The sequence below is a fragment of the Flavobacterium sp. CLA17 genome (assembly GCF_013112255.2).
Taxonomy (GTDB): domain Bacteria; phylum Bacteroidota; class Bacteroidia; order Flavobacteriales; family Flavobacteriaceae; genus Flavobacterium; species Flavobacterium circumlabens.
Map to the genome: position 1 here is coordinate 196,896 of NZ_CP068294.1, position 24,997 is coordinate 221,892.

At 33.4% G+C, this 24,997-nt stretch carries 19 protein-coding genes and 1 tRNA gene; 9 read left to right on the forward strand and 11 right to left on the reverse strand.

Annotation, left to right across the window (positions count from 1 at the left end; all coding sequences use genetic code 11):
- Positions 1-103 precede the first annotated feature (103 nt).
- Genes HAV12_RS00890 through HAV12_RS00905 form a run of 4 tightly spaced genes read right to left on the reverse strand, consistent with a single transcriptional unit; the run spans position 104 to position 4,815 of the window.
- The gene (locus tag HAV12_RS00890) at positions 104-1,090 is read right to left on the reverse strand and encodes a hypothetical protein (protein WP_171568071.1); all 987 of its coding nucleotides are present in this window, start codon (positions 1,088-1,090) and stop codon (positions 104-106) included.
- A gap of 9 nt (positions 1,091-1,099) precedes the next feature.
- On the reverse strand, positions 1,100-2,779 hold the full coding sequence (locus tag HAV12_RS00895) for a hypothetical protein (RefSeq protein WP_171568072.1): 1,680 nt from the start codon (positions 2,777-2,779) through the stop codon (positions 1,100-1,102).
- A gap of 39 nt (positions 2,780-2,818) precedes the next feature.
- Positions 2,819-4,303 (reverse strand): GH3 auxin-responsive promoter family protein, encoded by a 1,485-nt coding sequence (locus HAV12_RS00900; protein WP_171568073.1) that lies wholly within the window; start codon positions 4,301-4,303, stop codon positions 2,819-2,821.
- A gap of 11 nt (positions 4,304-4,314) precedes the next feature.
- Positions 4,315-4,815 (reverse strand): peptidase, encoded by a 501-nt coding sequence (locus HAV12_RS00905; RefSeq protein WP_171568074.1) that lies wholly within the window; start codon positions 4,813-4,815, stop codon positions 4,315-4,317.
- Positions 4,816-5,025: 210 nt separating this feature from the next.
- Here HAV12_RS00905 and HAV12_RS00910 point away from each other — a divergent pair, with 210 nt between their 5' ends.
- From HAV12_RS00910 to HAV12_RS00920, 4 genes are all read left to right on the forward strand, one after another.
- The gene (locus tag HAV12_RS00910) at positions 5,026-5,205 is read left to right on the forward strand and encodes a twin-arginine translocase TatA/TatE family subunit (RefSeq protein ID WP_132032828.1); all 180 of its coding nucleotides are present in this window, start codon (positions 5,026-5,028) and stop codon (positions 5,203-5,205) included.
- 105 nt (positions 5,206-5,310) lie between these two features.
- A complete protein-coding gene (locus HAV12_RS22965; protein ID WP_255539442.1) occupies positions 5,311-5,991 on the forward strand; it encodes a glycosyl hydrolase family 8 in 681 nt (226 codons plus the stop codon).
- Positions 5,976-6,707, forward strand: coding sequence for a glycosyl hydrolase family 8 (locus HAV12_RS22970; RefSeq protein ID WP_255539590.1), 732 nt, complete (start codon positions 5,976-5,978; stop codon positions 6,705-6,707). The genes HAV12_RS22965 and HAV12_RS22970 overlap by 16 nt, the downstream gene beginning before the upstream one ends.
- Positions 6,708-6,818: 111 nt before the next feature.
- Positions 6,819-9,374 (forward strand): T9SS type A sorting domain-containing protein, encoded by a 2,556-nt coding sequence (locus tag HAV12_RS00920; protein WP_171568075.1) that lies wholly within the window; start codon positions 6,819-6,821, stop codon positions 9,372-9,374.
- A gap of 95 nt (positions 9,375-9,469) precedes the next feature.
- On the opposite strand, the gene HAV12_RS00925 is transcribed toward HAV12_RS00920, so the two are convergent.
- Genes HAV12_RS00925 through HAV12_RS00935 form a run of 3 tightly spaced genes read right to left on the reverse strand, consistent with a single transcriptional unit; the run spans position 9,470 to position 15,382 of the window.
- Positions 9,470-11,593, reverse strand: a complete 2,124-nt coding sequence (locus tag HAV12_RS00925; RefSeq protein WP_171568076.1) for a Tex family protein — start codon at positions 11,591-11,593, stop codon at positions 9,470-9,472.
- Position 11,594: 1 nt separating this feature from the next.
- The gene (locus HAV12_RS00930; protein ID WP_132032836.1) at positions 11,595-13,514 is read right to left on the reverse strand and encodes a DUF3857 domain-containing protein; all 1,920 of its coding nucleotides are present in this window, start codon (positions 13,512-13,514) and stop codon (positions 11,595-11,597) included.
- On the reverse strand, positions 13,514-15,382 hold the full coding sequence (locus tag HAV12_RS00935; protein WP_171568078.1) for a DUF3857 domain-containing protein: 1,869 nt from the start codon (positions 15,380-15,382) through the stop codon (positions 13,514-13,516). Before HAV12_RS00935 ends, HAV12_RS00930 begins: the two co-directional genes overlap by 1 nt.
- Before the next feature lie 192 nt (positions 15,383-15,574).
- Here HAV12_RS00935 and HAV12_RS00940 point away from each other — a divergent pair, with 192 nt between their 5' ends.
- Positions 15,575-15,841, forward strand: a complete 267-nt coding sequence (locus tag HAV12_RS00940) for a DUF1294 domain-containing protein (RefSeq protein WP_171568079.1) — start codon at positions 15,575-15,577, stop codon at positions 15,839-15,841.
- Between the two features lie 144 nt (positions 15,842-15,985).
- Here HAV12_RS00940 and rpiB read toward each other — a convergent pair whose 3' ends face one another.
- Together rpiB and HAV12_RS00950 are read right to left on the reverse strand one after the other, a co-directional pair.
- Positions 15,986-16,414: a ribose 5-phosphate isomerase B gene (rpiB, locus tag HAV12_RS00945; protein WP_171568080.1), complete on the reverse strand. Its 429-nt coding sequence runs from the start codon at positions 16,412-16,414 to the stop codon at positions 15,986-15,988.
- Between the two features lie 775 nt (positions 16,415-17,189).
- Positions 17,190-17,423 (reverse strand): DUF2007 domain-containing protein, encoded by a 234-nt coding sequence (locus tag HAV12_RS00950; protein WP_132032842.1) that lies wholly within the window; start codon positions 17,421-17,423, stop codon positions 17,190-17,192.
- A 173-nt stretch (positions 17,424-17,596) separates the two neighbouring features.
- Between HAV12_RS00950 and rnr the strand changes: the two genes are divergently transcribed.
- From rnr to HAV12_RS00965, 3 genes are read left to right on the forward strand one after another with little or no spacing between them, the layout of a single operon-like run.
- Positions 17,597-19,777 carry a ribonuclease R gene (gene rnr, locus HAV12_RS00955; RefSeq protein WP_132032843.1) on the forward strand — a complete coding sequence of 727 codons (2,181 nt, stop codon included), beginning with the start codon at positions 17,597-17,599 and terminating at the stop codon, positions 19,775-19,777.
- Positions 19,778-19,801: 24 nt separating this feature from the next.
- On the forward strand, positions 19,802-20,470 hold the full coding sequence (locus HAV12_RS00960; RefSeq protein WP_171568081.1) for a head GIN domain-containing protein: 669 nt from the start codon (positions 19,802-19,804) through the stop codon (positions 20,468-20,470).
- 14 nt (positions 20,471-20,484) lie between these two features.
- On the forward strand, positions 20,485-21,165 hold the full coding sequence (locus tag HAV12_RS00965) for a LysE family translocator (protein ID WP_171568082.1): 681 nt from the start codon (positions 20,485-20,487) through the stop codon (positions 21,163-21,165).
- Positions 21,166-21,966: 801 nt separating this feature from the next.
- On the opposite strand, the gene HAV12_RS00970 is transcribed toward HAV12_RS00965, so the two are convergent.
- Together HAV12_RS00970 and folB are read right to left on the reverse strand one after the other, a co-directional pair.
- A tRNA-Cys gene (locus tag HAV12_RS00970) sits at positions 21,967-22,037 on the reverse strand.
- Positions 22,038-22,130: 93 nt separating this feature from the next.
- Entirely contained in the window at positions 22,131-22,490 is a 360-nt protein-coding gene (gene folB, locus HAV12_RS00975; protein ID WP_132032846.1) for a dihydroneopterin aldolase, read from the reverse strand.
- Between the two features lie 118 nt (positions 22,491-22,608).
- Between folB and HAV12_RS00980 the strand changes: the two genes are divergently transcribed.
- A complete protein-coding gene (locus tag HAV12_RS00980) occupies positions 22,609-24,726 on the forward strand; it encodes a glutamine--tRNA ligase/YqeY domain fusion protein (RefSeq protein WP_171568083.1) in 2,118 nt (705 codons plus the stop codon).
- Positions 24,727-24,997: the final 271 nt, after the last annotated feature.

A 24,997-nucleotide genomic window follows, 5' to 3' on the forward strand; every position in this document is an offset into this window, starting at 1 on the left:
AAAAATGTTTATATAATTCATTGTTATTATACTTCAGAAACAACTATTGCTTCTTTTATTAAATAATTATTTGTTTTTCAACTCCTTATAGTTTATAAATAATTTAAAGTGTTGGAAAAATTTTAAGTTTCTGTCTTTTATAAAAAGAATTAAAAACAGTCAAAAGTACAAATACGAAAATAAATACCAGCGGTAATAAAAGTTTTAAATTTCCATTAATAAATTTAGGTGCTTCAATGTTCATCGTTACACTGCTTTCTTTAATAATTTTATCAAATCCAATTAATTCAATTTTATGAGTTCCCTGCTCACTCAATAGCAGGTCTTTCGTTTTTATTATATCGTTTAGCTGTGTATTCTCGTTGTTATACAATAACTTATCACTTCTGTTCGAATATTTAGTTGCGCTTGAGAAATTACTCAAAACACCATCGATCTGCTTAATTATAGAGTCGTTTTGTCTAATTTTTGAATTTGTATTCGTACAAACCTGTTTTTGAATTTTTTTGAAATAATCCGATTTATTCAAATAAGCGAACAATGGTTCTATAAGTTTTTCTTCAGATGCTTTTTTCTTCGTATAAATAATTATTTTTTGAAAAGGATAGTTTTTACTTGTTGTACTTTCTTCAATAACTTTGTTGACATCTCCATCTTCCGCTAATAACTTGAGTAGTTCGAAATTTTCTGGTTTATTCTTAACAAAATTATAGACGTCCGTAATTGGTTTTATTTTAATTTCATTCAGATTTTTAGGCTCTTTAATACCTACAATTTCTTTAAGAAAAACAGTATCCCCGGATATAATTTTTGATTCTAATAAATCAATTTTCGAATATAAATAATCAACACTTCCGAAATTTGGCGTTACGATGATTTCATTACTATACGCTTTTTTAGCGTCGAAATATAACCCTACAGCAAACCCGGCCACTATTAAAATTAAAACAATAATCCAGTTTCGGACAAAAAACTGGATTCCATTAAAAATAGAAGCATTAACCGATTCAAAAAAGCTGCCGATTTTTTTAGAAATCTGTGCTAAATCAATTTCCTGATCTTCTTGATTTTGGGGTACTTTTGTACTCATTTATTAGGGCTATTTGAGGTTGAATATTTGTTCTAAAATTTTAATGGTAATCAAGTAGGTTGGTTTTACACCTGTTGTACCTAATCCCCCGGAAGCCAGCGTACTTCCTGTTTCCAATGGATTATCTGATGCATAATAGGCGTATCGAACCTTCACGTCATGCGGCACACTTTTTCTGATTTTTGATGCTGACTGTATGGCCTTCTGATAATACGAACCTTCCATTTCAAGGCCAATTACACCCCAGGTCGATTCGTGAAAGAATTTTAATAAATCCCTGTTTTGTAATGATGTTCCTAAAACGGTAACCATAGCGCCCTCAAAAACCGCGATATCATTTCCTTCAAACATAGCTCCTGTCAATTCATTTTCGAAGAAATAATTATCGGCTGTTCCTTCATTTATATGAGCTGTCGGGATCATGATATCTCCTTTTCCTCCTTCTAAAATTCCGGCTTTACCCATTATCGAAACCGATTTTACTTCCAGTAAAGTGTCTTTTTTATACGGTTTCAAAAGTTCATCAATGGTTTCATACGCCTGTTCTCCAAAAGCATAATCCATTACAATAATAACCGGTTTTTGTTCGTCTAATTTTGCTTTGGGAAAAGCTGTTTTTGACCAGTCAATTTTAGCCGTATCAAAAATCTGAACGTCAATATTTGTTCCTGATGTATCCGGTAAAGAAATCATTCCGTTTTTCAGGGCAAGTTCTTCTACCAGATTTCTGGTTTCTTTTGCGCCTGACTTACTTAATTCCTCATAAATGAAAAAATCAGATTTGTCTTTGAATTTTGTTTTCAGCAACGGAGTCGCAAAAATAGAATTCATCACACTATGCATATTGGCACTGATTACGTGAATCGGTCTTTTTAAAAGACTGTTCGCTTTTAAAACTTCCTTGATGTTTGTCGCCCAGATTTCTCCATGAATATGGTGTCCTAAGCGTTCTCTCAAAACCGGACTAAAAGTAATCGTACGTTTATTGTTATCAATTACTTCCTCGATGGCTAATTTTCCTAACCAGTAAATTACATGCAGGAAACGATCCGGTGCATCATCAGACCCAAAAGTGTCATAAATGTCTAAAACTTCTTCGAAGGTTCTTGCCAAAATATTCGCAACGTGAGAAATTGCTTTTTCTTTTTCTATCAAAGACAATTTCTTGGTTTGCATAACTGCCTGCTCCAGCTTCATCCAGTCACGGGAAACTTCACCTCCGTCGTCTAATAAAACCCTGTTTTTTATTTTGTGGGATTCGATGAAGATAAAAGTCAAATGTGTCAAAATATCGTAAATGTCTGATCGTCCTCTGGTGATTTCAACATTCATTTGTTCCTCATCTATTCGGTAACAATTTCGTCGTCTTTTCGGAGGAACGATTGCCTGAAAATGTGATTTGGAATATCCTTCGTCTGACGTCAGATTAATAAATCGACATTGCTCAATTCCAATCGGAAGGCGCTCTATAACATACAGAAGTCCATTCAGTTCTACTTTTTCTTCTCCAATGTTTCCATAAATCTCAGGACGCAATGCCAATAAAGATTCACGTAAACTATCGCCCGAAACTCCCATTGGTTTGTAAAAACCACGGTTGAATAAATGGCGCATAGTGATGTACATTTTTTCTATCGCCGCAGATGATTCCTGTGCTCTTGATCTTGATATATGTTTGGTTTCTTTCATGTATTTTTATTTTCGAACTTACAAATGTAAGTTGTTTTTCTATTTCAAATTATCTGCAATATCTCTATTATTCGACAATCTCGGAATTTTATTTTGTCCGCCTAATTTTCCCTGCGATTTCATGTATTCCTGAAAACCATATTTGGAAACTTTGGTAACAACTACTTTTCGCAACACATTCCCTGTTATTAAATCGTCATAATAAATGTTTTGTTTTCGCATGGCGCTATCAATTGCTTCAGCAAAAATATCCATATTTTCGGGTTCATTTTCAAATTCTATAAACCATTCATGATAAGGCAATCCAGTTGATGGCGTAATTTGAGGTGCAACGGTAAATTCGTTAATTACAATCGTGGTTCCCTGGGTTGCTTCTTTCATTGCTTTTTCTACTTCACTCGCGATAACATGCTCTCCGAAAGCAGAAATATAATGTTTGATTCGGCCTGAAACAATTACCCGATGTGGAAATAACGACGTAAACTGAACAGTATCACCAATATTATATCCCCAGAGCCCGGCATTTGTTGATATTATTAAGGCATAATTTACGCCAACCTCAACTTCTCCAATTGTAAGCCTGTTTGGGTTTTCCGTAAAAAATTCGTCTGCTTTTATGAACTCATAAAAAATTCCGGAATTCAATAACAACAGCATTCCTTTCGTTTTCTGAGAATCCTGATAGGCAAAAAATCCTTCCGAAGCCGGAAACAACTCAATGCTGTCTACTTTTCTGCCAATCATGCTTTCGAACTTCGCGCGGTAAGGTTCATAATTAACGCCTCCGTAAATAAACAGGTTAAAATTTTTGAATAACTCCCCTATTTTTTTGCCACCACTTTTTTCCTGCAAACGCTCAAAATACATTTGCACCCAGGAAGGAATCCCGGAAATAATGGTCATGTTTTGGTCAATCGTTTCCCCGACAATGGCATTGACTTTGGTATCCCAGTCTTCAATACAATTGGTTTCTAAAGACGGCATTCGGTTTTTTTGCAAATACTTTGGAACAAAATGCGCTGCTATTCCGGATAATCTTCCAAATTTAATTCCGTATTTTTCAGTTAAAATTGGGCTTCCCTGCAGGAAAATCATTTTTCCGTCAACAAAATCGGCATTTCCGGTTTCATGTATATAATGCAAAATCGCATTTCTCGAAGCTTCAATATGATACGGCATTGACTCTTTGGTCAGCGGGATATATTTTGCCCCGGAAGTGGTTCCGGAAGTTTTCGCAAAATAAAGTGGTTTGCCTTTCCATAGAATATCTTTTTCGCCCATTCTCACCTTGTCTATATAAGGCTTCAGGTCTTCGTAATCTCTTACAGGCACCTGTTTTCTAAAATCCTGAAACGTTTTTATTGTATCAAAATGATGATCTGTACCAAAAGCAGTGTCTTTTGCACCACTGATCAAACTTTTAAATACGGCAAGCTGAGTTTCAACCGGCTTATTGGCCCAGGCTTGGGTTTGGTAGTATATTTTGGTTGCAAATAATTTTGCCGCTACTGATTTAATTGACATTTTTCTGAATCTTATTTTTTGTCACTTTTGTTTTTATTTTGGCCTTTTTCTCCCGACTCTTGCTCCACTTTTGCCACTTCTTCTCTAAGTTTGATTTCTTCTTCAGAAGCTTTCATATCAAGATCAGGAGTTTCTTCTGTTTCCGACAGAATAGAATCTTTATTAAACTTAGCATATTCCAGCTCTCCTCTTAAAACTTTTTGGATTCCTTTTATATAGAGTTCATTTTTCTTTAAAGCCCTTTCCAGTGAATCCGATTTTATAGCCAGTTCGGTTGCATTTTTCTTCAGTCCGGAAGAAGAATAACCGGGGATAAATTCTCGTAAAGAGGTAAAAGCAATGATGAAAGTGGTGATTAAAATTAAAAATATTCCTCCAAGTGAAAAAACAACAAAGACGTTCATTAACGTCAGTTTGAACGAAAAAATCTCTTCAAAAGTGTCTTCATTCAAAATTACCAATCGGTTTTTGATGAATAATTTTTTCCTGAAATTAAATTTCTTTTTAGCCATTTTAGGTTGTTTACACGAGCAAATATAAGAATTAATCACTGTGTTGCTGCGTATCAAAATTAAGGGAATGTTCTTAAATTATAATTTTAAAGAATATTTAACGCTATTAAAAACAAATATTTTGATCCAAATACTCTTCTTCCTCGTATATTCTATATACATTTGCGTTACAATTAGAAAACAATTTGCTTAGGCATTAAATATACAATCATGGGAAGATTAGGTCTTACAGAAATCCTCGTAATAGTTGGTATCATATTATTACTTTTTGGAGGTAAAAAAATTCCGGAATTAATGAAAGGTTTAGGAAGCGGTATTAAGGAATTTAAGAACGCTGCTAAAGACGATCAGACCGCAAATGCTGTCAAAAAAGAGGAAGAAGCAAAATAAGGAGTTATTTCTTATTACATATCCCAAGTTACAATTGTAGCTTGGGATTTTTTTTATGCCTAAAAATTCTTACTTTTAGAGTCCCAAATTTAATCAATAATAATTATGAAAAATCTACTTCTGATTAGTATTGCTTTCTTGTGTCTCAAAAGTCATTCACAAAAGCAATCTTTTCCTGCCAATGTTGTATTCAACAATGGTATTATGGCTTCGTCTAAAAATAGCCAGGACGCTTTAAACAATTACACCATCTGGAAAACCAATTTTGTAGAAGCCTGCTCTAATGGGCGATACAGAATAAAATTTGACAATCCTTCTGAAACTGTCTCCGAAGGTATCGGATACGGAATGCTGCTTTCTGTCTATGCAGCCGACAAAACACTGTTTGATGGTCTTTGGCTTTATTATAAGGACAATGTTAATTCTAATGGTGTGATGAATTGGAAAATCAACGGCTGTTCCGGAATTAATGGTGCCAATGGAGCTACCGATGCCGAACTGGATGCCGCTTTTGCTCTTATTGTAGCTGATTTCCAATGGGCAAGTACCGGAACAATTAATTATAAAAATGATGCCAAAACGCTAATTGCCGTTATTAAAACTCATGAAGTTGAAGCGAATACTTTTATATTAAAGCCCGGAGATCAGTTCGGCGGAAGCCAGATCACAAATCCTTCTTATTTCTCGCCTGCCTATTACAGGGCTTTTGGGAATTTTACGAATGACAGCACTTTTTTTGGAATGCCGTTGCAGCAAAATCATACACGGTCATCAACAATAATTTAACCCAAAACAATGCCGCCGGTGGTTTAGTTTCTGATTGGTGTCAGGGTTCAGGAGCTTATTCGCCAGATGCAGGCGGGTATAAAAATGCCGGTAAAACCTATAACTACGATGCTGCCAGAACGCCATGGCGTATTACAGTTGATTATGTCTGGTATGGAAATGCAGACGCAAAAACCTATGCCAAAAAATCATCCGATTTTGTGCGGGTAAATCTTGGAGGTTCTGCCAATATAAAAGATGGCTATAATCAGGACGGAACTTTGAACGGAAAATGGCATAATGCAACTTTTGTCGGCGCTTTTGCCTGTGCTGCAATGGCGGGAGAAAATCAGGGACATTTAGATGATTCTTATAACGATTTAAATGGATTAAACGAACCTAAGAGTTATTTTAATCAAACATTAAAAACGCTCTACATGTTCCTATTGACAGGTAATTTCTATTTGCCTCAAAATGCTACTTTATCTAACAGTGATTTCGAATTAGAAAAATCTACGGTTACTTTATATCCGAATCCAAGTGCTGATCGATTTACGATTTCTGCACCCGAAAAATCAACAATATCGGTAATTTCTCCACAAGGAAAAATTATTTCAGAACAGCAAACAACTTCAGAAAACACGGAGATAAATTTAGCCAGTCATTCCTCCGGTTTGTATTTGATCAAAATAACAGACGGAAATAAAAGCATTACAAAAAAGGTTATTTTAAAGTAATTCATAAAATTAAGAATCCCAAACTACGATTGGTAATTTGGTTTTTTTTATAATATTCTACTTCACAATATTTGTTAGGGAATCTTTATATATTTGTTGAAATTTATTTTTATGAAAAAAACTATACTCTTAATTTTCTTTTTACAATTTTTAATCACATTCGGTCAAAACCCTACTGAAATTGATACTAATTTTGGTGTTTTTCCAGGCTTCAATAATCCTGTACTTACCTCAGCATTACAAGCTGATGGAAAAATTCTGGTGGGTGGTCATTTAATTGCTTATCAAGGATTACCTATAAATTATTTAACACGTCTTAATCCAGATGGCAGGAAAGATGAATCATTTAATCTAGGAAAAGGTTTAAATGCAGGTGTTTATTCAGTAGCTGTTCAAACTGATGGAAAAATTCTTGTCGGTGGAAATTTTACTAAATTTCAAGATAGTAATCAAAATTATCTTATTCGTTTAAATCCAGATGGAAGTAAAGATAATTCCTTTGATATTGGAACTGGATTTATTAAAAGTAGAAATTATGATCGTGGCGGCGTGGTGAACACTATACTTGTACAGCCTGACGGTAAAATACTTGTTGGTGGAGGATTTAAATCTTATAACGGCATTAACCAAAATTATTTGATTCGTTTAAATTCTGATGGAACGAAAGATACCACATTTAACATTGGTGATGGGTTTGATGAAACCGTGTATTGCTTAAGCATACAGAATGATGGAAAAATACTAGCTGGTGGTGGATTTTCTAAATTTGAAGGACTATCGCAAAACTGTTTGATCCGCTTAAATAATGATGGTACTAAAGATACTTCTTTTAATATTATTACTGGATTTAATTCTGCAGTTAGAACCATCCTTATCCAACCAAATGAAAAAATATTAGCTGGAGGATGGTTTTTTGAATTTCAAGGAGAAATAAAAACAGGTTTAATTTCCTTAAATAAGGACGGAAGTAAAGATGTTCCTTTTAACTTAAAATTTGGCTTAAACCATAATGTTGAATCTCTTTGTCTTCAGCCAGATGGAAAAATACTAGCCGGAGGAAATTTCGTTAATTATAGTAAACCTGATGAGAATCATATAATTCGTTTAAATGTTGATGGAAGTATAGACGCTTCTTTTAAAACAGGAAGCGGATTTGGAATTGAGAATGGGAGCACAATCAATACAATAAATTTGCAAAATAATGGAAAACTTATAGTTGGCGGTGATTTTAGTACCTTTCAAGATATTAGAAACAATTATGTTATAAGTTTAAATGCTGATGGAAGTAAAGATGATTCTTTTAATAAAGGTAATGGTTTAAGCAATCTTGTTAATACAGTTGCCTTACAATCAGATGATAAAATTTTAGCTGGTGGAAAGTTTACCACACATAATGAAGTTTCTCAAAATTATATAATTCGCTTTAATTCTGATGGAAGTAAAGATTCTTCTTTCAATATAGAGACCGGATTTAATGGTGTTGTAAATACTATAAATCAACAAACAGACGGAAAAATAATTGTAGGTGGCGCTTTTACCAAATACAAAAATCAAAATAATTACTCTTTTATTCGTTTAAATTCTGATGGAAGCAAGGACAGCTCATTTAATACAGGAACTAATGGATTTAGTAATACTGTAAATTGTACTGCAATTCAGACTGATGGAAAAATTCTGGTTGGAGGGCTTTTTTCTAATTATCAAAATGTTAGTCAAAATCGTTTGATCCGCTTAAATACTGATGGAAGCAAAGATGTTTCATTTAATATAGGAACTGGATTTGATGCTGAAGTTTTATCTCTAAGCTTACAGATTGACGGTAAAATAATTGTCGGAGGAAAATTCAAAAACTATCAGGGAGTCGGTCAAAACTATTTAATTCGTTTGAATGCTGATGGAAGTAAAGATGCTTCTTTTAATATAGGAACTGGATTTGGAAGTATCTATACATTAGGAGATATTTTATCAATTGTAGTTCAACCTGATGGTAAAATAATTGTTGGCGGAAGGTTTAAATACTATCAAAACCAAACTCAAAATTATATTATAAGATTAAATGCTGATGGAAGTATAGACAGCACATTTAAAACAAATAACGGTTTTAGCTATTATGTCAATTCTATAGCTTTACAAAAAGATGGAAAAATAATCGTTGCAGGTGAGTTTTCAATTTATAATAATAATACAGCGAATAGAATAGCAAGGTTAAATTCTGACGGAAGTATAGATACGACATTTACCGGAAGTAGCTTTAGTCTAGTCTATAATTATATTTCTGATAATGATAAAGTAGGATTAAATTCTATCGCTTTGCAAAAAGATGGAAAAATTGTTTTAGGAGGAGCGTTTTCTAGTTTTAAAACAGATACTGCAGCTGCTTTCTTGATACGAATAAAAGGCACTGAAGTTGTTTTATCAAACGAAGATTTTATCAAAGAAAACAAATTGTTTTCTCTATGGCCAAATCCGGTAAAAAATACATTAAATATCAACTCATTAAACGAATCTAATTACTCCATAAAAATTTATGATTTGTTAGGAAGATTGATTTATACTAAAGAAAATGTAAATACCTCTATTGATGTCAGTTCTTTTATCTCAGGTTTATACTTAATCAAAATAAAAGCCGAAAGTGGAGAAACCTCCCAAAAATTCATAAAAATATAACTCTTCAAATTAATAAAATAGAAACTCCCAAACTACGATTGTAATTTGGGAGTTTTTTTATCTAATAATTCCAGCAATTCTGGAATTTGGAATTTTTACAAAACCATCGTAAGCTGAATACGTTTTCTGTCTTCATCAACTTCAGTAACCTTTACATCAACATGCTGATGTAATTTCACAACCTCATTTACATCACTTACAAAACCGGCTTTCAATTGTGAAATGTGAACCAATCCGCTTTCTTTGATTCCAATGTCAACAAAACAGCCAAAGTTGGTAATGTTATTCACGATTCCGGGTAAAATCATTCCGGTTCTCAGATCCTTGATCGATTTTACATTCGCATCAAATTCAAAAACCTTTGCGGACTTTCTTGGGTCCAGTCCGGGCTTTTCAAGCTCTTTTATGATGTCTTTTAAGGTTAACAGACCAATTTCAGGTGTAATATAGTTTTCGGGCTTAATCAGGGCTGTTTTCTCTTTGTTGGCGATGAGATCATTTACCGAAAGTTTCAAATCTTTTGCCATTTTCTCTACCACGGGATACGCTTCCGGATGCACGGCAGAATTGTCTAACGGATTCTTCGCATTAGAAATCCTGATAAAAGCCGCTCCCTGCTGATAAGCCTTATCACCTAAGCGGGGAACTTTTTTCAATTGTTTCCTGTCCTCGAAAGGGCCATTTTCAGAACGGTACAGCACAATGTTTTCGGCCAGTTTCTCTCCTATTCCACTCACATAACTTAGTAAATGTTTACTTGCTGTGTTAATATTAATTCCCACCGAGTTCACGCAACGAATTACGGTGTTATCTAATTCTTCTTTTAGTTTGGTCTGATCAACATCATGCTGGTACTGTCCTACTCCAATGGCTTTTGGGTCAATTTTTACCAATTCGGCCAAAGGATCTGAAAGTCTTCTTCCAATCGAAACCGAACCACGAACCGTAACGTCATAATTCGGAAATTCTTCACGCGCAATTTTTGATGCCGAATACACCGAAGCTCCTGCCTCAGAAACGATGAAAACCTGCAGTGGTTTATCGAATGCGATTTTTTTGATGAAAAATTCGGTTTCACGGGAAGCCGTTCCGTTTCCGATAGAAATCGCATCAATCTGATACGCATTGACCATCGAACGGATTTTCTTGATTGCCATCGCTTCCTCGTTTTGAGGGGCATGCGGGTAAATAGTTTCGTTGTATAACAGATCTCCTTTTTCGTCCAGGCAAACTACTTTACAGCCACTTCTAAATCCTGGATCAATGGCCAGAATTCGTTTTTCTCCCAAAGGCGGTGCCAATAATAACTGTCCTAAATTGTTCGCAAAAACCTGAATCGAATTGGCATCGGCTTTGGCTTTGGCTTCCTGCAGCGTTTCATTTCCAATCGCCGGATTCAGCAATCGTTTGTAACTGTCTTCAATCGCTAATTGCAAATGTGCCGTGGTGCTGTTTTGTTTTTTAATGATTATTTCATCAATAATATCATAGGCTTCATCAATATCAACATCTACTTTCATCTTAACAAAACCTTCATTTTCTGCACGAAGCATGGCTAATAATCGGTGTGAAGGTGCTTTTGTCAACGATTCTTCCCAATCAAAATACTGACTGAATTTTTGCGCTCCTTCTTCTTCGCTTTTCTTTTTTACGACTTTGGTTCCAATAGTTGCTTTTCGCTGAAACAATCTTCTCAATTGTTTACGAACATAAATATTTTCGTTAATCCATTCGGCAACAATATCACGGGCTCCTTGCATTGCCGCTTCTTCGTTAATCACATTTTCATTGATATATTGCGTGGAAATAAAGTCAATATCAACATCATTTTCAGACATTATAATTTTGGCCAATGGTTCTAGACCAAATTCACGGGCAACATCTGCCTTTGTTTTTTTCTTCTTTTTATAGGGCAGATAAAAATCTTCGATTTCCTGTAAATCAAAACTTTGTTCGATTTTTTGTTTTAATTCAGGCGTAAGTGCTTTCTGTTCTTCTATTGATTTCAGAACGGCTTCTTTACGTTTTACAATCGTTTCATACTCTTTCTGAAGTTTGGCAATCTGTTCGATCTGCACTTCGTCAAGATTTCCGGTGGTATCTTTTCGGTAACGGGAAATAAACGGAATCGTACAGTCTTCCTCTAATAATTTTACCGTATTTTGAATGTTGACCGCTGCTGTCTGAACAGTTCTGGCAATGAATTGAATATTAGTCATTTTATTTTTTCTTTATTGGCTTTAACACAATGCTTCCTTTATTAAAATCTGCTGAGGCATTAAAAACTTTTCTGTATTCCTGATAAACTTCTTTTGGATAATTTATCGCTTTGTATTTTTCATCTATTGTAATGATGACCTGATTGTCAACTATTTTTACTGTGGATTTAAAGGAACAGTTTTTAGTTTCATCGTACTTCATTGTTTTATCGATCACTAAATCGTCGTAATGATCCACCTGATATCCTTTAGGAATATTAAAGATTATCTTGTTGTGAAACTCTCTCGCATATTTCAGATCGACATCTGTTTTTCTGGTGTTTTCCTGATAAAGATTATTCTGGCTTCCTAATACTTTCCCGAGGTTAACCATAAGCAAATTACCCGCTTTTTCAGTAAACGATTCTACAGATTCTAATTTTGAGTTAATAATAAACGGTGTATTTGTAAAATTATTTTTAAACTCCAGATTCTCGGCTGTATGTTCCAGTAAATTAACCTCAACATCATCCATTGCGAGACTTTTAACCAAATCGGTAAGATCCTTTTTTTCTTCGTTATTGGCTACGTCATTATAAGCATATCTTATTAATTCGGCTGTATAACCTGTATTGGAAATCTTTTTTTCTATGGTTACTTTCGATAAATCAGCATTCAAAGTTACAATAGATTCTGTTTCGTTTTTTGTAAAATCTGATGCAATTACAGGTATAAAAATAGTCGTATTTTCCTTTTTCTTCGCATCATATCCTTTTGCTTTAGTATCCTGGAACTCATACGACGGATTTCCGTACGGGCTGTATCCTGTATTTGGAAAAATATATTTATTGGTTTCCCTGATGTAAAAATTAAAATCGGTAAACTCATAAAATGTCATCATTTCATCGTCGAGTTCTCCCATAAACCGATCTTCAGTGGCAATGATTTCGTAGGGTATTTTTAGTGTCTCCAACGAATACTTATATAAATACATAAAATCATCATGTCTCAGTTTACCTTTTCCATCCAGAAGCTTGACATCGCGTCTCAGAGATTCTCCTTGTGAATAAGACTCGTAATGTGATTTGATATAATCATCAAGGATTATTAATTTCTCGTCTGTCGTTTTATTTTTTAAATCTAATTTTTCAAGAAGTTTTTTAACCTCACTATTTGAAAAGGCATAAGGCTTAAATTTTATGTATTCCTTAAAAAAGATACCCCATTGTTTATCTCTCATCGCCTGAGGCGTTCCGGTAATTAAATAAAGTACCTTAACAAGGTTTTTAAACTTTTTTGAATTCTTTTCATTAACCAGCGGTGCTATATTATCGGCGGTAAAAAATTCCTTGTTCTTAATGTGATTGTCTTTGAATTCGGAAGAAGCAAAAACTCTTGACGCAGCTGTTCCTGAATCTGTCAGCGTAAATTCGGCGTGAAGGACGGGAGCATCTTTCTGATAAATCTCGATACCGTTTGATGTTGGATTTTCTTTTACAATAAAATAATATTCTAAAATATCTCCTTTTTCCACACCTTCAAAAACCGTTGATTTTACGTTTTTTATATCTGAATTTACAATCTGACTTTCTGATAAAACGCGTACTTCTCCATTGGGCTTGATTACACGTGCATGGAAATCTTTTGTGTCACGGATATCTGTATTATCATCAGCTGTAACTTTATTGTATTTGCTAATTTCTGATGCTTCGTTTATTTTAACGGCAAAATGTTCCATTTTAAATTTTGCAAATCCATACATATTGGTGTTAATTCTGGTATGAACCCATCTTTTGTCAAACAAAACAATAGCCGGCAGTTTTTTATATTCTTGGGGAATATTCTGAAAAGAGGGAACGGCATCCCACGTGTAACTTTTTATTTCCTGCGCCTGCACTTTTATAAAAAAGGAAAAGAGTAAAATCAATAATATTTTTTTCATTATTTTTTGGATAAGATTATAGATTGGTTGTATTGTTGGGTCAGTTCGTTTATTACCGTGTTCCAGCTTTCAAACTCGCTGGTTTCAATACGTAATTTTTTTAAGGCAATTTTTTGAGATACGATCAGGTTCTTTTTATCTTTTTTATAAGCGATCTCATAACTTAAATTTTCGTTTTCTTTTTTACTGTTTTCGGGCACAAATTCCAGTTGATAATTTTCCGGGATTTCATATACATATGTGAATTCATTTAGAAACGCAATATCATTTTCTATCGGCAGTTTTCTTTCTTTTAAATCAATTATATATTCTTTAAAAGGCGCCAATAAAATAGGCTTCATGATGATTTTATCTCCTATTTTCTTAACCCATCCGTCCAGTTTAAGGCTGTATGAAAGCTCTGTGTCTTTATTTTCGTATTCGTTTTTCTTTACTTCAGTGGTTTCTATTTCCAGTTTCTCATTATATCTTGCCATTCCGTTTTTCAAAATTTCATCTTCCTCGGGTTTATTCGCAGATAAAATATTCAGAAAATTACTTTTCTCATAACCGGTCAAAAACAATTTTGATGTTCCCGAAACAGCATTGTCTGCTATTTTCAGCTTCATTTCCATTTTCAGTCGATTGTCTTTTTTATCAACTACAGGAACTTTTTCAATAACAAATTCATCTTCCGATATTCCGATAAGACCTTCTTTTCCCTGAGTCATGGACGACGGAAAACCGAAAGGGCAATAAGAATCCGTTCCGTCTACAAAATATCGTTGTTTGTCAATTTTTACCGACGCGATCATATGATTGCTTACTAACGGCGTAGGAACATCTTCAAAACGATAGGGTTTATCCCTTGTGCCGATCCAAACCAAATTGGACTCTATGCCTGCATGTTTAAACATTTCATTCAATAAGTTGGAAATGTCCTTACAATCACCATACTTTTTGTCAAAAACAGACGCTGCGTCACGCGGAATAAAACCGCCCATCTCGTATTCAAATGCTACGTAATGAATGTTTTGCTGTACCCAATTGTAAATTTCTTTCGCTTGATCTTTAGGGTTTGTTTTGTCTTTTATTAATTCTAACGTTTTGCTTTTTAAAGCCGCCTGATCCAGTTTATTTACATGTTTCACCAAAGAATAATACCATTTGTACAAATGTTTAACATCGGGAAGCAATTCTTCCTTTTTGTTTTCTTTGGTGTAACTTTTAATGTAATACACAATATGCGGTAAAAAATAAGTGTAGTTTGGCGCTCTGTTTTCTTCTTCAAAAGCGGGCATATCTGCTATTTTCCAGGTGTAAACATCGATATTGCCTTCTTTCGTTTTTTCGAAAACAATTTTATCCTGGTTCTCTCCAAACAGTTTGTAACCAACTTCAATTGACGGATCGGATTTTATTTCAAACTTAGAAGCCACTGTCTGAAGTTCCTGCTGGAAAGCAAAATAGGAGAGGAGTCGTGGTTCATTTTGCTTTACTTTATACGAAAATTCTATTTTCGATTTATCTACGACGTAGCTGAAATCAAAATGTTTGTATTTATTATCACTGTAAAAAACATCCCTGCTTTTCAGTTCATTCGTACTGATATCATATTGTGATAATTTGTTTTTTTTGTTGGTTAAAGGATTAATTGCCATTCCTTTTATATTCGAAATCTCACTAAAATTGTCATACGGTATGTTGATAGAATATTCCCTGACATTTTTACTTTTGGCAATTTCTCTTTGTTCTTCAATAAAAGACTCAATCTCTAATTTGCTTTTATTGGTTAAGTACACTACTTCATTCCGGTAAAGTACTTTTGATTTTTCCTGAGCAGTTAAAAAATGAAACGAGAAAAATGCCAGATAAAATATTTTCTTCATGTAGTTTTATTCTATAAAAATTGACGTGTTAATTGTGACAAAAATAGACTTTTCAGGAAATAAATGACCATAAATTTTAAGCCAAAAAGAAGCTCGTTATTTATTAGCTATGATGGATGTAACAGAATGAATTTACACCGGTTCTTATTAGCACATGACTAAAATAATATCTTTGTTTCTAATTTTAAGCTAATGAAAATTGTACTGCTTTACTTTTTACTTATAAATACTACCGCTTTTATCCTCGCCGGATATGATAAATATCTGGCAATCAAAAGGAAAATCAGAATTCCTGAAAATACACTGTTTCTAAGTGCTGCCCTTGGTGGTTCAGCGGGATTAGTATTGGCGATGCTGCTTTTTAGACACAAAATCAGTAAAACGTCTTTTATTTTAAAATTATCAATAATTATCCTGATTCAGCTTTTGATATTCCTTAAATGGAGGAATAAAATCTAGTTATTAACAATGTTAATAAGTGTAAAAATTATTTTTAATTTACTGTATTTAAACTATTTACATAAAAAAACCGGGTGAATTTAAAAATCCGCCCGGCTTGTTATACTACTTGGTGCGAAGCACCCGATTTTTTTTGATTTTTTACTAACAGGCGATTTTATTCACTCTGTTTTGGTGTCTTCCACCTTCAAATGAGGTATTTAAAAAGGTTTCCACTATTTCTACAGCCTGTGGTATCGAGGTAAAACGTGCCGGAATACTTACAATGTTAGCATCATTATGCAAACGGGTTAAATACGCAATTTCTTTGGTCCAGCATAAACCTGCTCTTACTTTCGGGTGTTTGTTAACCGTCATCGCAATTCCGTTTCCGCTTCCGCAGATCACAATTCCAAAATCAGCTTTTCCTTCCGTAATATCATTCGCAACCGGATGTCCAAAATCAGGATAATCAACAGAATCTTCAGAATCTGTTCCATAATTAGTTACTTCATAGCCTTTTGCTTTGAGCATCGCAACAATTGCTTTTTTATAATCTGGTCCTGCGTGGTCGTTTCCTATCGAAATTTTCATTGTAATACTATTTAAGTTGTGTATTGCAAATTTACTTAATTAATAAATGTTGGCCACAAATTAGACTAATTTTCACAAATTTTATTCTGTAGACTTTAAAATTATGTTGTACTTTATCCAATATTAATTCGTGAAATTCGCTGCAAAACATATCAATATATAACTTACATCATATCAAAACCTTATCACTTATCAACAATCTTAACATCTATATAATAACCTGATAATCAATAAGAAATAAATAATCTTTTTGTTAAAATTTTAGAATGTTAATACCTAAACCTAATTCGTTGATATTCAGTTAACTTTAAATTAATATTATTTGTTAATAAGTTCGGATAGAATATTAGAAGTTTTTTTTGGTCGTGTCGAAAAAAAACCTAATCCAAAACCGGAATGAAATAACCTAATAAAGTTTGATGAATTTTTATAAAAGTTATCAATATCAAAAATGCCATTTTCAACAAAAGTCAACCTATGAACTTATCTACAAATTGAATGTGTTTTTGGTTGTCAACCATTGTTAATTAAAATTGAAAAACGCTTAAAAATTAATCCTTTAACCCAATATAAGTATGTTGATAACTCTATATAAGTAAGTAAAACTTCATTTCAATACATTTAAAAATAAATTTATATCACATATTAACACACTATAATAACCATCAAAAATTAATTAAATTTAAAATTTCTTTTTTGTTGTATTTAATATATGTTGACAACTTTGAAAGTTTAAAAGAGAAAAATTTTTTTTTGAGATTAAAAAAAAGACTGTTTAAACGATTTTAAGCGGGTTATTAAGATTGTCCAGAATTTCCTGTACCTGTTCGAAATCATTGGGATGGATTTTTAGTTTGATTCCGCCAAGCGCAGCAGAATAAAAAGGAACAACAGATAATGTCATTTCATTTTCAAAAAAATAGGGAATTCCTTCTTGCTCTAATAAATGTTTCAGGATAACCGTTTCGTGGTCATAATTGAATATGGCAATCGTTTTAAAGCTTTCCATAAAAGGTCTTTTTATAAAGATACGAAATGAGCATTACTAAAAATTTGTTGTTTGCAGTAACTAAATATACACATTACAAATGACCTTTGAAAGTTATAATTTTAATAATTCTATTTGTTAAAATCTATAATCTGGTATCTTATTTGTAATTTTAACTTTTTAAGAAAAGATATATGAATAAGAAAATTCGAAAGCCGATAAAAAATGAGACCGATCTCTCTAGTAAAATAATAAAAATTTTATCGCAAAGCCCTAATAAAGCATTTAATTACAAACAGATAGGAGCAAAGCTTGAACTTGATGATACAAAAAGCAGAAATCAGATTATAAAAGATTTAAAAATTCTGGCTGCTTCAAAGAAAATTACAGAATCTGAACCTGGTAAATATTTGGTAAAAGCCGAAAGTCAGGATTATTACGAAGGAACAATTGATATGACAAGCCGTAAAACAGCTTATTTTGTTTGTCCTGATTTTACAGAAGATGTTTTTATCCCGACCAATAATCTGAACCGTGCGCTAGATAAGGATAAAGTAAAAGTGTATGTTTATAACAGAAGAAAAGGTAAAAGACCTGAAGGAGAAGTAATTGAAGTTGTAGAAAGAAATAAAACTGACTTTGTTGGAGTTATCGATATTCAGGCCAATTTTGCTTTTGTATCTACAGCAAATCCTAAAATGTATACCGATATTTTTATCCCAAAAGATAAAATTGGAGAAGCAGAAAACGGAGATGTTGTTTTGGTTACGATAGAAGACTGGCCAAAAAGAGCCGATAGTCCGTTTGGATCTGTTGTTAAAGTTTTAGGAAAACCAGGAGAACACAACACGGAGATTCATGCCATTTTAGCCGAATATGGTTTACCATCAGATTTTCCGGTAGAAGTAGAGGTTTATGCACAAAAGATAGATACCTCAATTCAGGAAGCTGAAATTGCAAAACGTCGTGATATGCGTGATACACTTACGTTTACGATAGATCCAAAAGATGCAAAAGATTTTGATGATGCCTTATCTTTCAAAAAGTTAGAAAATGGAAATTACGAAATCGGAATTCATATTGCAGATGTTTCCTATTATCTCGAAGAAGGAACAATTTTAGATGATGAAGCGTATCAACGTGCAACATCGGTTTATTTGGTCGATAGAGTTGTGCCAATGCTTCCGGAAGTTTTGTCTAATTTTGCCTGTTCGTTACGTCCGAATGAAGAAAAATATACGTTCTCTGCTATTTTTGAAGTTTCAGAAAATGCACAGGTGATTAACCAGTGGTTTGGCAGAACAGTAATTTATTCCGATCAGCGATTTGCCTATGAGGAAGCACAATATATCATTGAAACCAAAGACAATACAATTCCGGTTGATATTTCAATCACTGGGGAATCTTATGTAGTTTCAGATGAAATTACGAATGCAACTTTAAAATTAGATGAATTAGCTAAGATTTTAAGAAAGAAAAGAATGGCCAATGGTGCTATTTCTTTTGATAAAGTCGAAGTAAAATTCAACTTAGACGAGCAAGGGGAACCGGAAGGCGTTTATTTTAAAGTTTCTAAAGATGCCAATCATCTGATTGAAGAATTTATGCTTTTAGCCAACAGAAAAGTGGCGGAATACATTGGTAAACAAAAGAAAACCTTTATTTACAGGATTCACGATGAACCGAATGAAGACAAATTAATTGCGATGCAAAGCGTAATTGCCAAATTTGGATATAAAATAGATTTCCGTAATAAAGGCGATATTTCGAAATCACTAAATGCTTTGATGGAAGAAGTAAACGGTAAAAAAGAGCAAAACTTAATTGATACTCTTGCGATTAGAAGTATGAGTAAAGCCAAATATTCGACAGAAAACATTGGCCACTACGGTTTAGCTTTTGATTATTACAGTCATTTTACTTCACCAATTCGTCGTTATCCTGACGTGATGGTACATCGTTTGCTGCAATATTATTTAGATAAAGGAGCATCTGTAAACGAAGAAGTTTATGAAACGAAGTGTTTACACTGTTCGAATATGGAAAGTTTAGCGACTAACGCAGAACGCGACAGTATTAAATATATGCAGGTGAAATACATGCAGGATCATCAGGATGAAGAATTCCTTGGCGTTATTTCCGGTGTTACCGAATGGGGGATTTATGTTGAAATTGTTTCTAACAAATGCGAGGGAATGGTAAGAATCAGAGAAATAAAAGATGATTATTATACTTTCGATGAAAAGCAATATGCCCTGGTTGGAGCAACTTCAGATAGTATTTTACAACTGGGAGATGAAATATATGTAAAAGTTAAAAATGCTGATTTAGTTAAGAAACAATTGGATTTTCATTTTTTAAGAAGAGCAGAATAGAAGTTTAATTTAAAAAATAAAAGTATGAAAAAGTTAATTATAGGAGCTGCAATTTTATTTGTTCAGATGTCTTTTGGTCAGGTTACCAAAGATTTAGGTGATTTTGATTCGTTAAAAGTATTCGATAAACTAAGTGTAAAATTAGTACAGTCTTCAGAAAATAAGATTGTGATCAAAGGAGCACGTGAGTCAGAAGTTGAAGTTGTTAACAAGAAAGGGTTATTAAAACTAAGAATGCCTTTTCCTAAATTATTATCCGGAGATGATTTGGATATTACTGTATATTATAAACATTTAGAACTTATAGACGTAAATGAAGGTGCCTATGTTTCCAGTACCGAAGCTATTAAAGCAACTGCTTTTAAAGTTAGCGCTCAGGAAGGCGGTAAAATTAATGTTGAATTAGATGTTAATAAGCTAAAAGTGAGTTCTGTTTCCGGAGGAGAAATTACTCTAAACGGAAAAGCCGATAACCAGGATGCAAGTTTAGGAGCTGGCGGATATCTTCTGGCAAGTAAATTAAGCACCGCACAAACTACAGTAAGCGTTTCTGCGGGAGGAAAAGCAGATGTGAATGCTTCTACGCTTGTGGATGCAAAAGTGAGCGCAGGAGGCTCTATTTACATTTATGGAAAACCGAAACAAATTAATCAAAAAACGGTTTTTGGAGGAAAAATTGAAGAAGTAAAATAAGAAATTGTGTTTGAATGATAAATGATATTTTAGCTGGACTGCCATGGGGACTTTTCCTAAGCTTCATGGTAGGACCAGTATTTTTTATACTACTGGAAACCAGTATTACAAAAGGATTCAGAGCCGCAATGGTCTTTGATCTGGGTGTAGTATTAGGTGATATTTTTTTTATAGGAATTGCTTATCTGGGAAGCTACAGATTAATTCAAAGCTTAAAAGATAAACCGGCACTTTTTGTTTTTGGAGGTATTATTATGCTTGCGTATGGTATAATTTCGTTTGTAAAATTAAAAAACGACGAAAAAATAAACGACGAAGAAATAGATCGTGATATTATAAAAAGAAACTATGGCAGTTTGTTTATAAAAGGCTTTTTACTTAACGTTATTAACATTGGTGTACTCGGTTTCTGGCTGGCAGTTATCATTTCTGTAGGACCAAAATTAGATATGCAAAATTCGAGAATGATTACTTTTTTCACATCAGTAATTATTACTTATTTACTGGTTGATTGTATTAAAATAATGTTAGCCAAACAGTTAAAATCAAAAATGACTCCAACGAATATTCTTAAAATCAAAAAAGCAATTAGTATTGTCCTAATGGTTTTTGGAGTGGTGTTAATAACTCAGGGTTGGTTTCCAAAAGAAAAAGAAATGGTTAGAAATGCCTTTGAGAAGATTGAGAAAAAGTAGTTGTTAATAACTCAAAATATAAATTAAAGAGGCTGTCCGGAAAACACGGATAGCCTTTTTTTTATTCGGGTAGCTATCGGACATTTTTTTTAAATATGCGATTCTCAGAGAGGTAATTTAGACTTTTCGGACAGCTCCTTTTTTATGTTTAATAGGTAAAGATTGTTTTTGCCGGAAATAATCTGATCACGCTCGGATTCATACAGTTTGTCAATTTCGACGAAGGAGAAATCACATAACGGGATTATATTTCATTGCTCTCTGAATGTGATTTCTCCTTCGTCGAAATGACACAAAATGCGAAAAAATTAACCACAAAAAAACCTCCAGGTTTCCCTGAAGGTTTTAGAGACTTCGTCCGGATTCGAACGTCATTCTTTATCTATTTTTTTCTAAAAATTAACCATAAAAAAACTCTAGGAAAGTTGAAGATTTTAGAGTCATCGTCGGGATTCGAACGTCATTCTTTATCTAATTTTTTCTAAAAATTAACCATAAAAAAACTCCAGGTTTTCGCGAAGGTTTTAGAACCAGCATCCGGATTCGAACGTCATTCTTTATCTAATTTTTTCTAAAAATTAACCACAAAAAAACCTCCAGGTTTCCCTGAAGGTTTTAGAGCCATCATCCGGATTCGAACCTATATCTTTATCTAATTTTTTCTAAAAATTAACCACAAAAAAACCTCCAGGTTTCCCTGAAGGTTTTAGAGCCATCATCCGGATTCGAACCTATATCTTTATCTAATTTTTTCTAAAAATTAACCACAAAAAAACCTCCAAGTTTCCTTGAAGGTTTTAGAGGCATCGTCCGGATTCGAACCGGAGTAGGAGCTTTTGCAGAGCCCAGCCTAGCCGCTCGGCCACGACGCCGTAGTTGAACGGATGGCAAAAGTAACTAAAATCTTTAAAATTCAAAACTTTAAAAGTAACTATTTTAAAAAATTAGTATTTTATCTCCGGAAATTACTCCCTGTTTTCCGTCATTTTTATAGTAACTGATTCAACATCACCACCAATAGGAGGATTTATTTTAGAAACCCAAACCGTAGTTTTTTCTATTGAATTGATCTCAGCTAAAACACGAATATTGATTCTTTTGGCTACATGTTCCAATAAATGCGAACGAATAGCCATTTCTTCGGTAACAATTTTATTCAGATGCACGTAATCAACAGTGTCAGCCAGATGATCTGTTTGTGCTGATTTTTGCAAATTAGTTTTAATTTTTAGATCGACAGTATAATCAGATCCTATTTTTCCTTCTTCAATTAGACATCCGTGGTACGAAAAAGTGCGAATGTTTTTTAGTTTTATAACTCCCATTTTAAATTTAGTTTCAGGTTCTAAGTTTCAGGTTTACTGAGAAGTTTCTAAAGAAAACGGTAAACTGTAAACCGAAAACTCTAAACTTTTTTATCTTTGCTAAAATTACTATAAAATAATGGCATCAGAAGAGAAATCACTCAATTTTATTGAACAAATCATAGAAGAAGATCTAAAATCAGGTCTGTCAAATAACAAACTTCATTTTCGTTTTCCACCGGAACCAAATGGTTATTTACACATTGGACATGCAAGTTCTATTGCATTAAATTTTGGTTTAGGAATTGATTATCAGTCTCCTGTGAATTTACGTTTTGATGATACCAATCCTGAAAAAGAAGAACAGGAATTTGTGGACGCGATAAAAAAAGATGTGGAATGGTTAGGATATAGCTGGTCAGAAGAACGATATGCTTCCGATTATTTTCAGCAATTATATGACTGGGCAGTTTTATTAATTAAAAAAGATAAAGCCTATGTTGACAGTCAGTCTTCTGAAGATATGGCAACTCAAAAAGGAACTCCCTCTACAGAAGGAGTTGATAGTCCGTACAGAAATCGTTCTGTTGAAGAAAATTTAGATTTATTCGAAAGAATGAAAAATGGTGGATTTGAGGCTGGTACTCATATTCTTCGTGCAAAAATAGACATGAAATCTACAAACATGCTGATGCGTGATCCAATCATGTACAGGATTTTGCACAAGCATCATCATAGAACCGGAGATACCTGGAAAATTTATCCCATGTACGACTGGGCACACGGACAAAGTGATTATTTAGAGCAAATTTCACACTCCTTTTGTACACTTGAATTTTTGCCGCACCGCGAATTATACGATTGGTTTTTAGATCAGATTTTAGAAGAAAACAAACTGCGTCCAAAGCAAAGAGAATTTGCAAGACGTAATCTTTCGCATACGGTTGTTAGTAAAAGAAAATTACAGCAACTGGTTAAGGAAAAGCATGTTAACGGTTGGGATGATCCAAGAATGTCAACCATTTCAGGATTAAGAAGACGTGGTTACACCGCTGCTTCCTTACGTAATTTTGCCAATACTATCGGAATTGCGAAACGTGATAATTTAATCAATGTATCTGTTTTAGAATTCTGTATTCGCGAAGATCTGAACAAAATTGCCCCTCGTGTCATGGCTGTTTTAGATCCTGTAAAATTGATTATTACCAATTATCCGGAAGGAAAAGAGGAGTGGCTGGAAGCTGAAAACAATCAGGAAGATGAGAGTGCCGGATTCAGAAAAGTGCCTTTTTCCCGTGAATTATATATTGAAAGAGAAGACTTTTTAGAAGAAGCTCCTGCAAAATTTTTCCGTTTAACTTTAGGAAAAGAAGTACGTCTTAAGAATGCCTATATTATTAAAGGTGAAAGTGTTATAAAAGATGCAGAAGGAAATATTACAGAAATTCACGTAACGTATGATACGGATTCTTTAAGCGGAAGCGGAACAGAAGCAAGCCAGAGAAAAGTATCCGGTACATTGCATTGGGTTTCTATTTCACATGCAGTTGAAGCCGAAGTTCGTATGTACGATCGTTTGTTTACAGATGAAGCTCCTGACAGTTATAAAGATAAAAATTTCCTTGATTTTGTGAATCCAAATTCATTAGAAGTGATTACCGGATTTGTGGAACCAAGTTTGGCAATTGCTCAAAATGAAGATAAATTTCAGTTTCAGCGTTTGGGTTATTTTACGGTTGATAAAGACTCAACTCCTTCAAAATTAGTATTTAATAAAACTGTTGGATTGAAAGATGCCTGGGAAGAAAAAGGTAAAAAGGAAGAAAACAGTATCAATAATTCTTTAAAAGAAATCAATAAATATTTTAAAGTTGAGACGAAACCGGAACGTATTGCAATTGAAAGTGCAATAGGGGAGAGCATTAGAAATGTTTCCAGTTTTTCTTTATTGCAAAATTCATTAAAAAAGAATATTAACAATAATAAAGGTTCGTTACTATTTGCTCAGTTTATTTTAAAATATTCAATTTTGAAATCTGCAGATTTTGAAGAAGACGATATCAAAAAATTGTACACGATGTCGTTTAGAAGTGAATCAACTTATGTTCGTTCAAAAGCACTTTTAAATTTACGGGATATTGAAAGTGTAAGTTTGAAAAATCAATTTGATGATGAAATTTTGAAACTATATTCTAATCCTCCAAAAAATGCCTCTGAAAGAGAAATTGAAATTCTTGCAGAAATGGTGAAGAAATAAAATCATTAAAATCTATTAAAAAGCGCTTATCATAAGCGCTTTTTTTATTATTTAAAATTTCTATTAAAAATAATAAAATTATAAATTTTTTAGATTAAAAGTGACGTTCATAAATTAATTTTAAGCTATCTTTTTATTTCTTCCACCTCGTTATCCTCTTTTAAAAAATCATTAAACAGAACGCTTTATTTTAGTTTTAGCTGTCATTTTTCCTTGTTTTTCGGGTTATTAACATATGATTGTTTATAACGTTAAATCAAGATGGATTTGT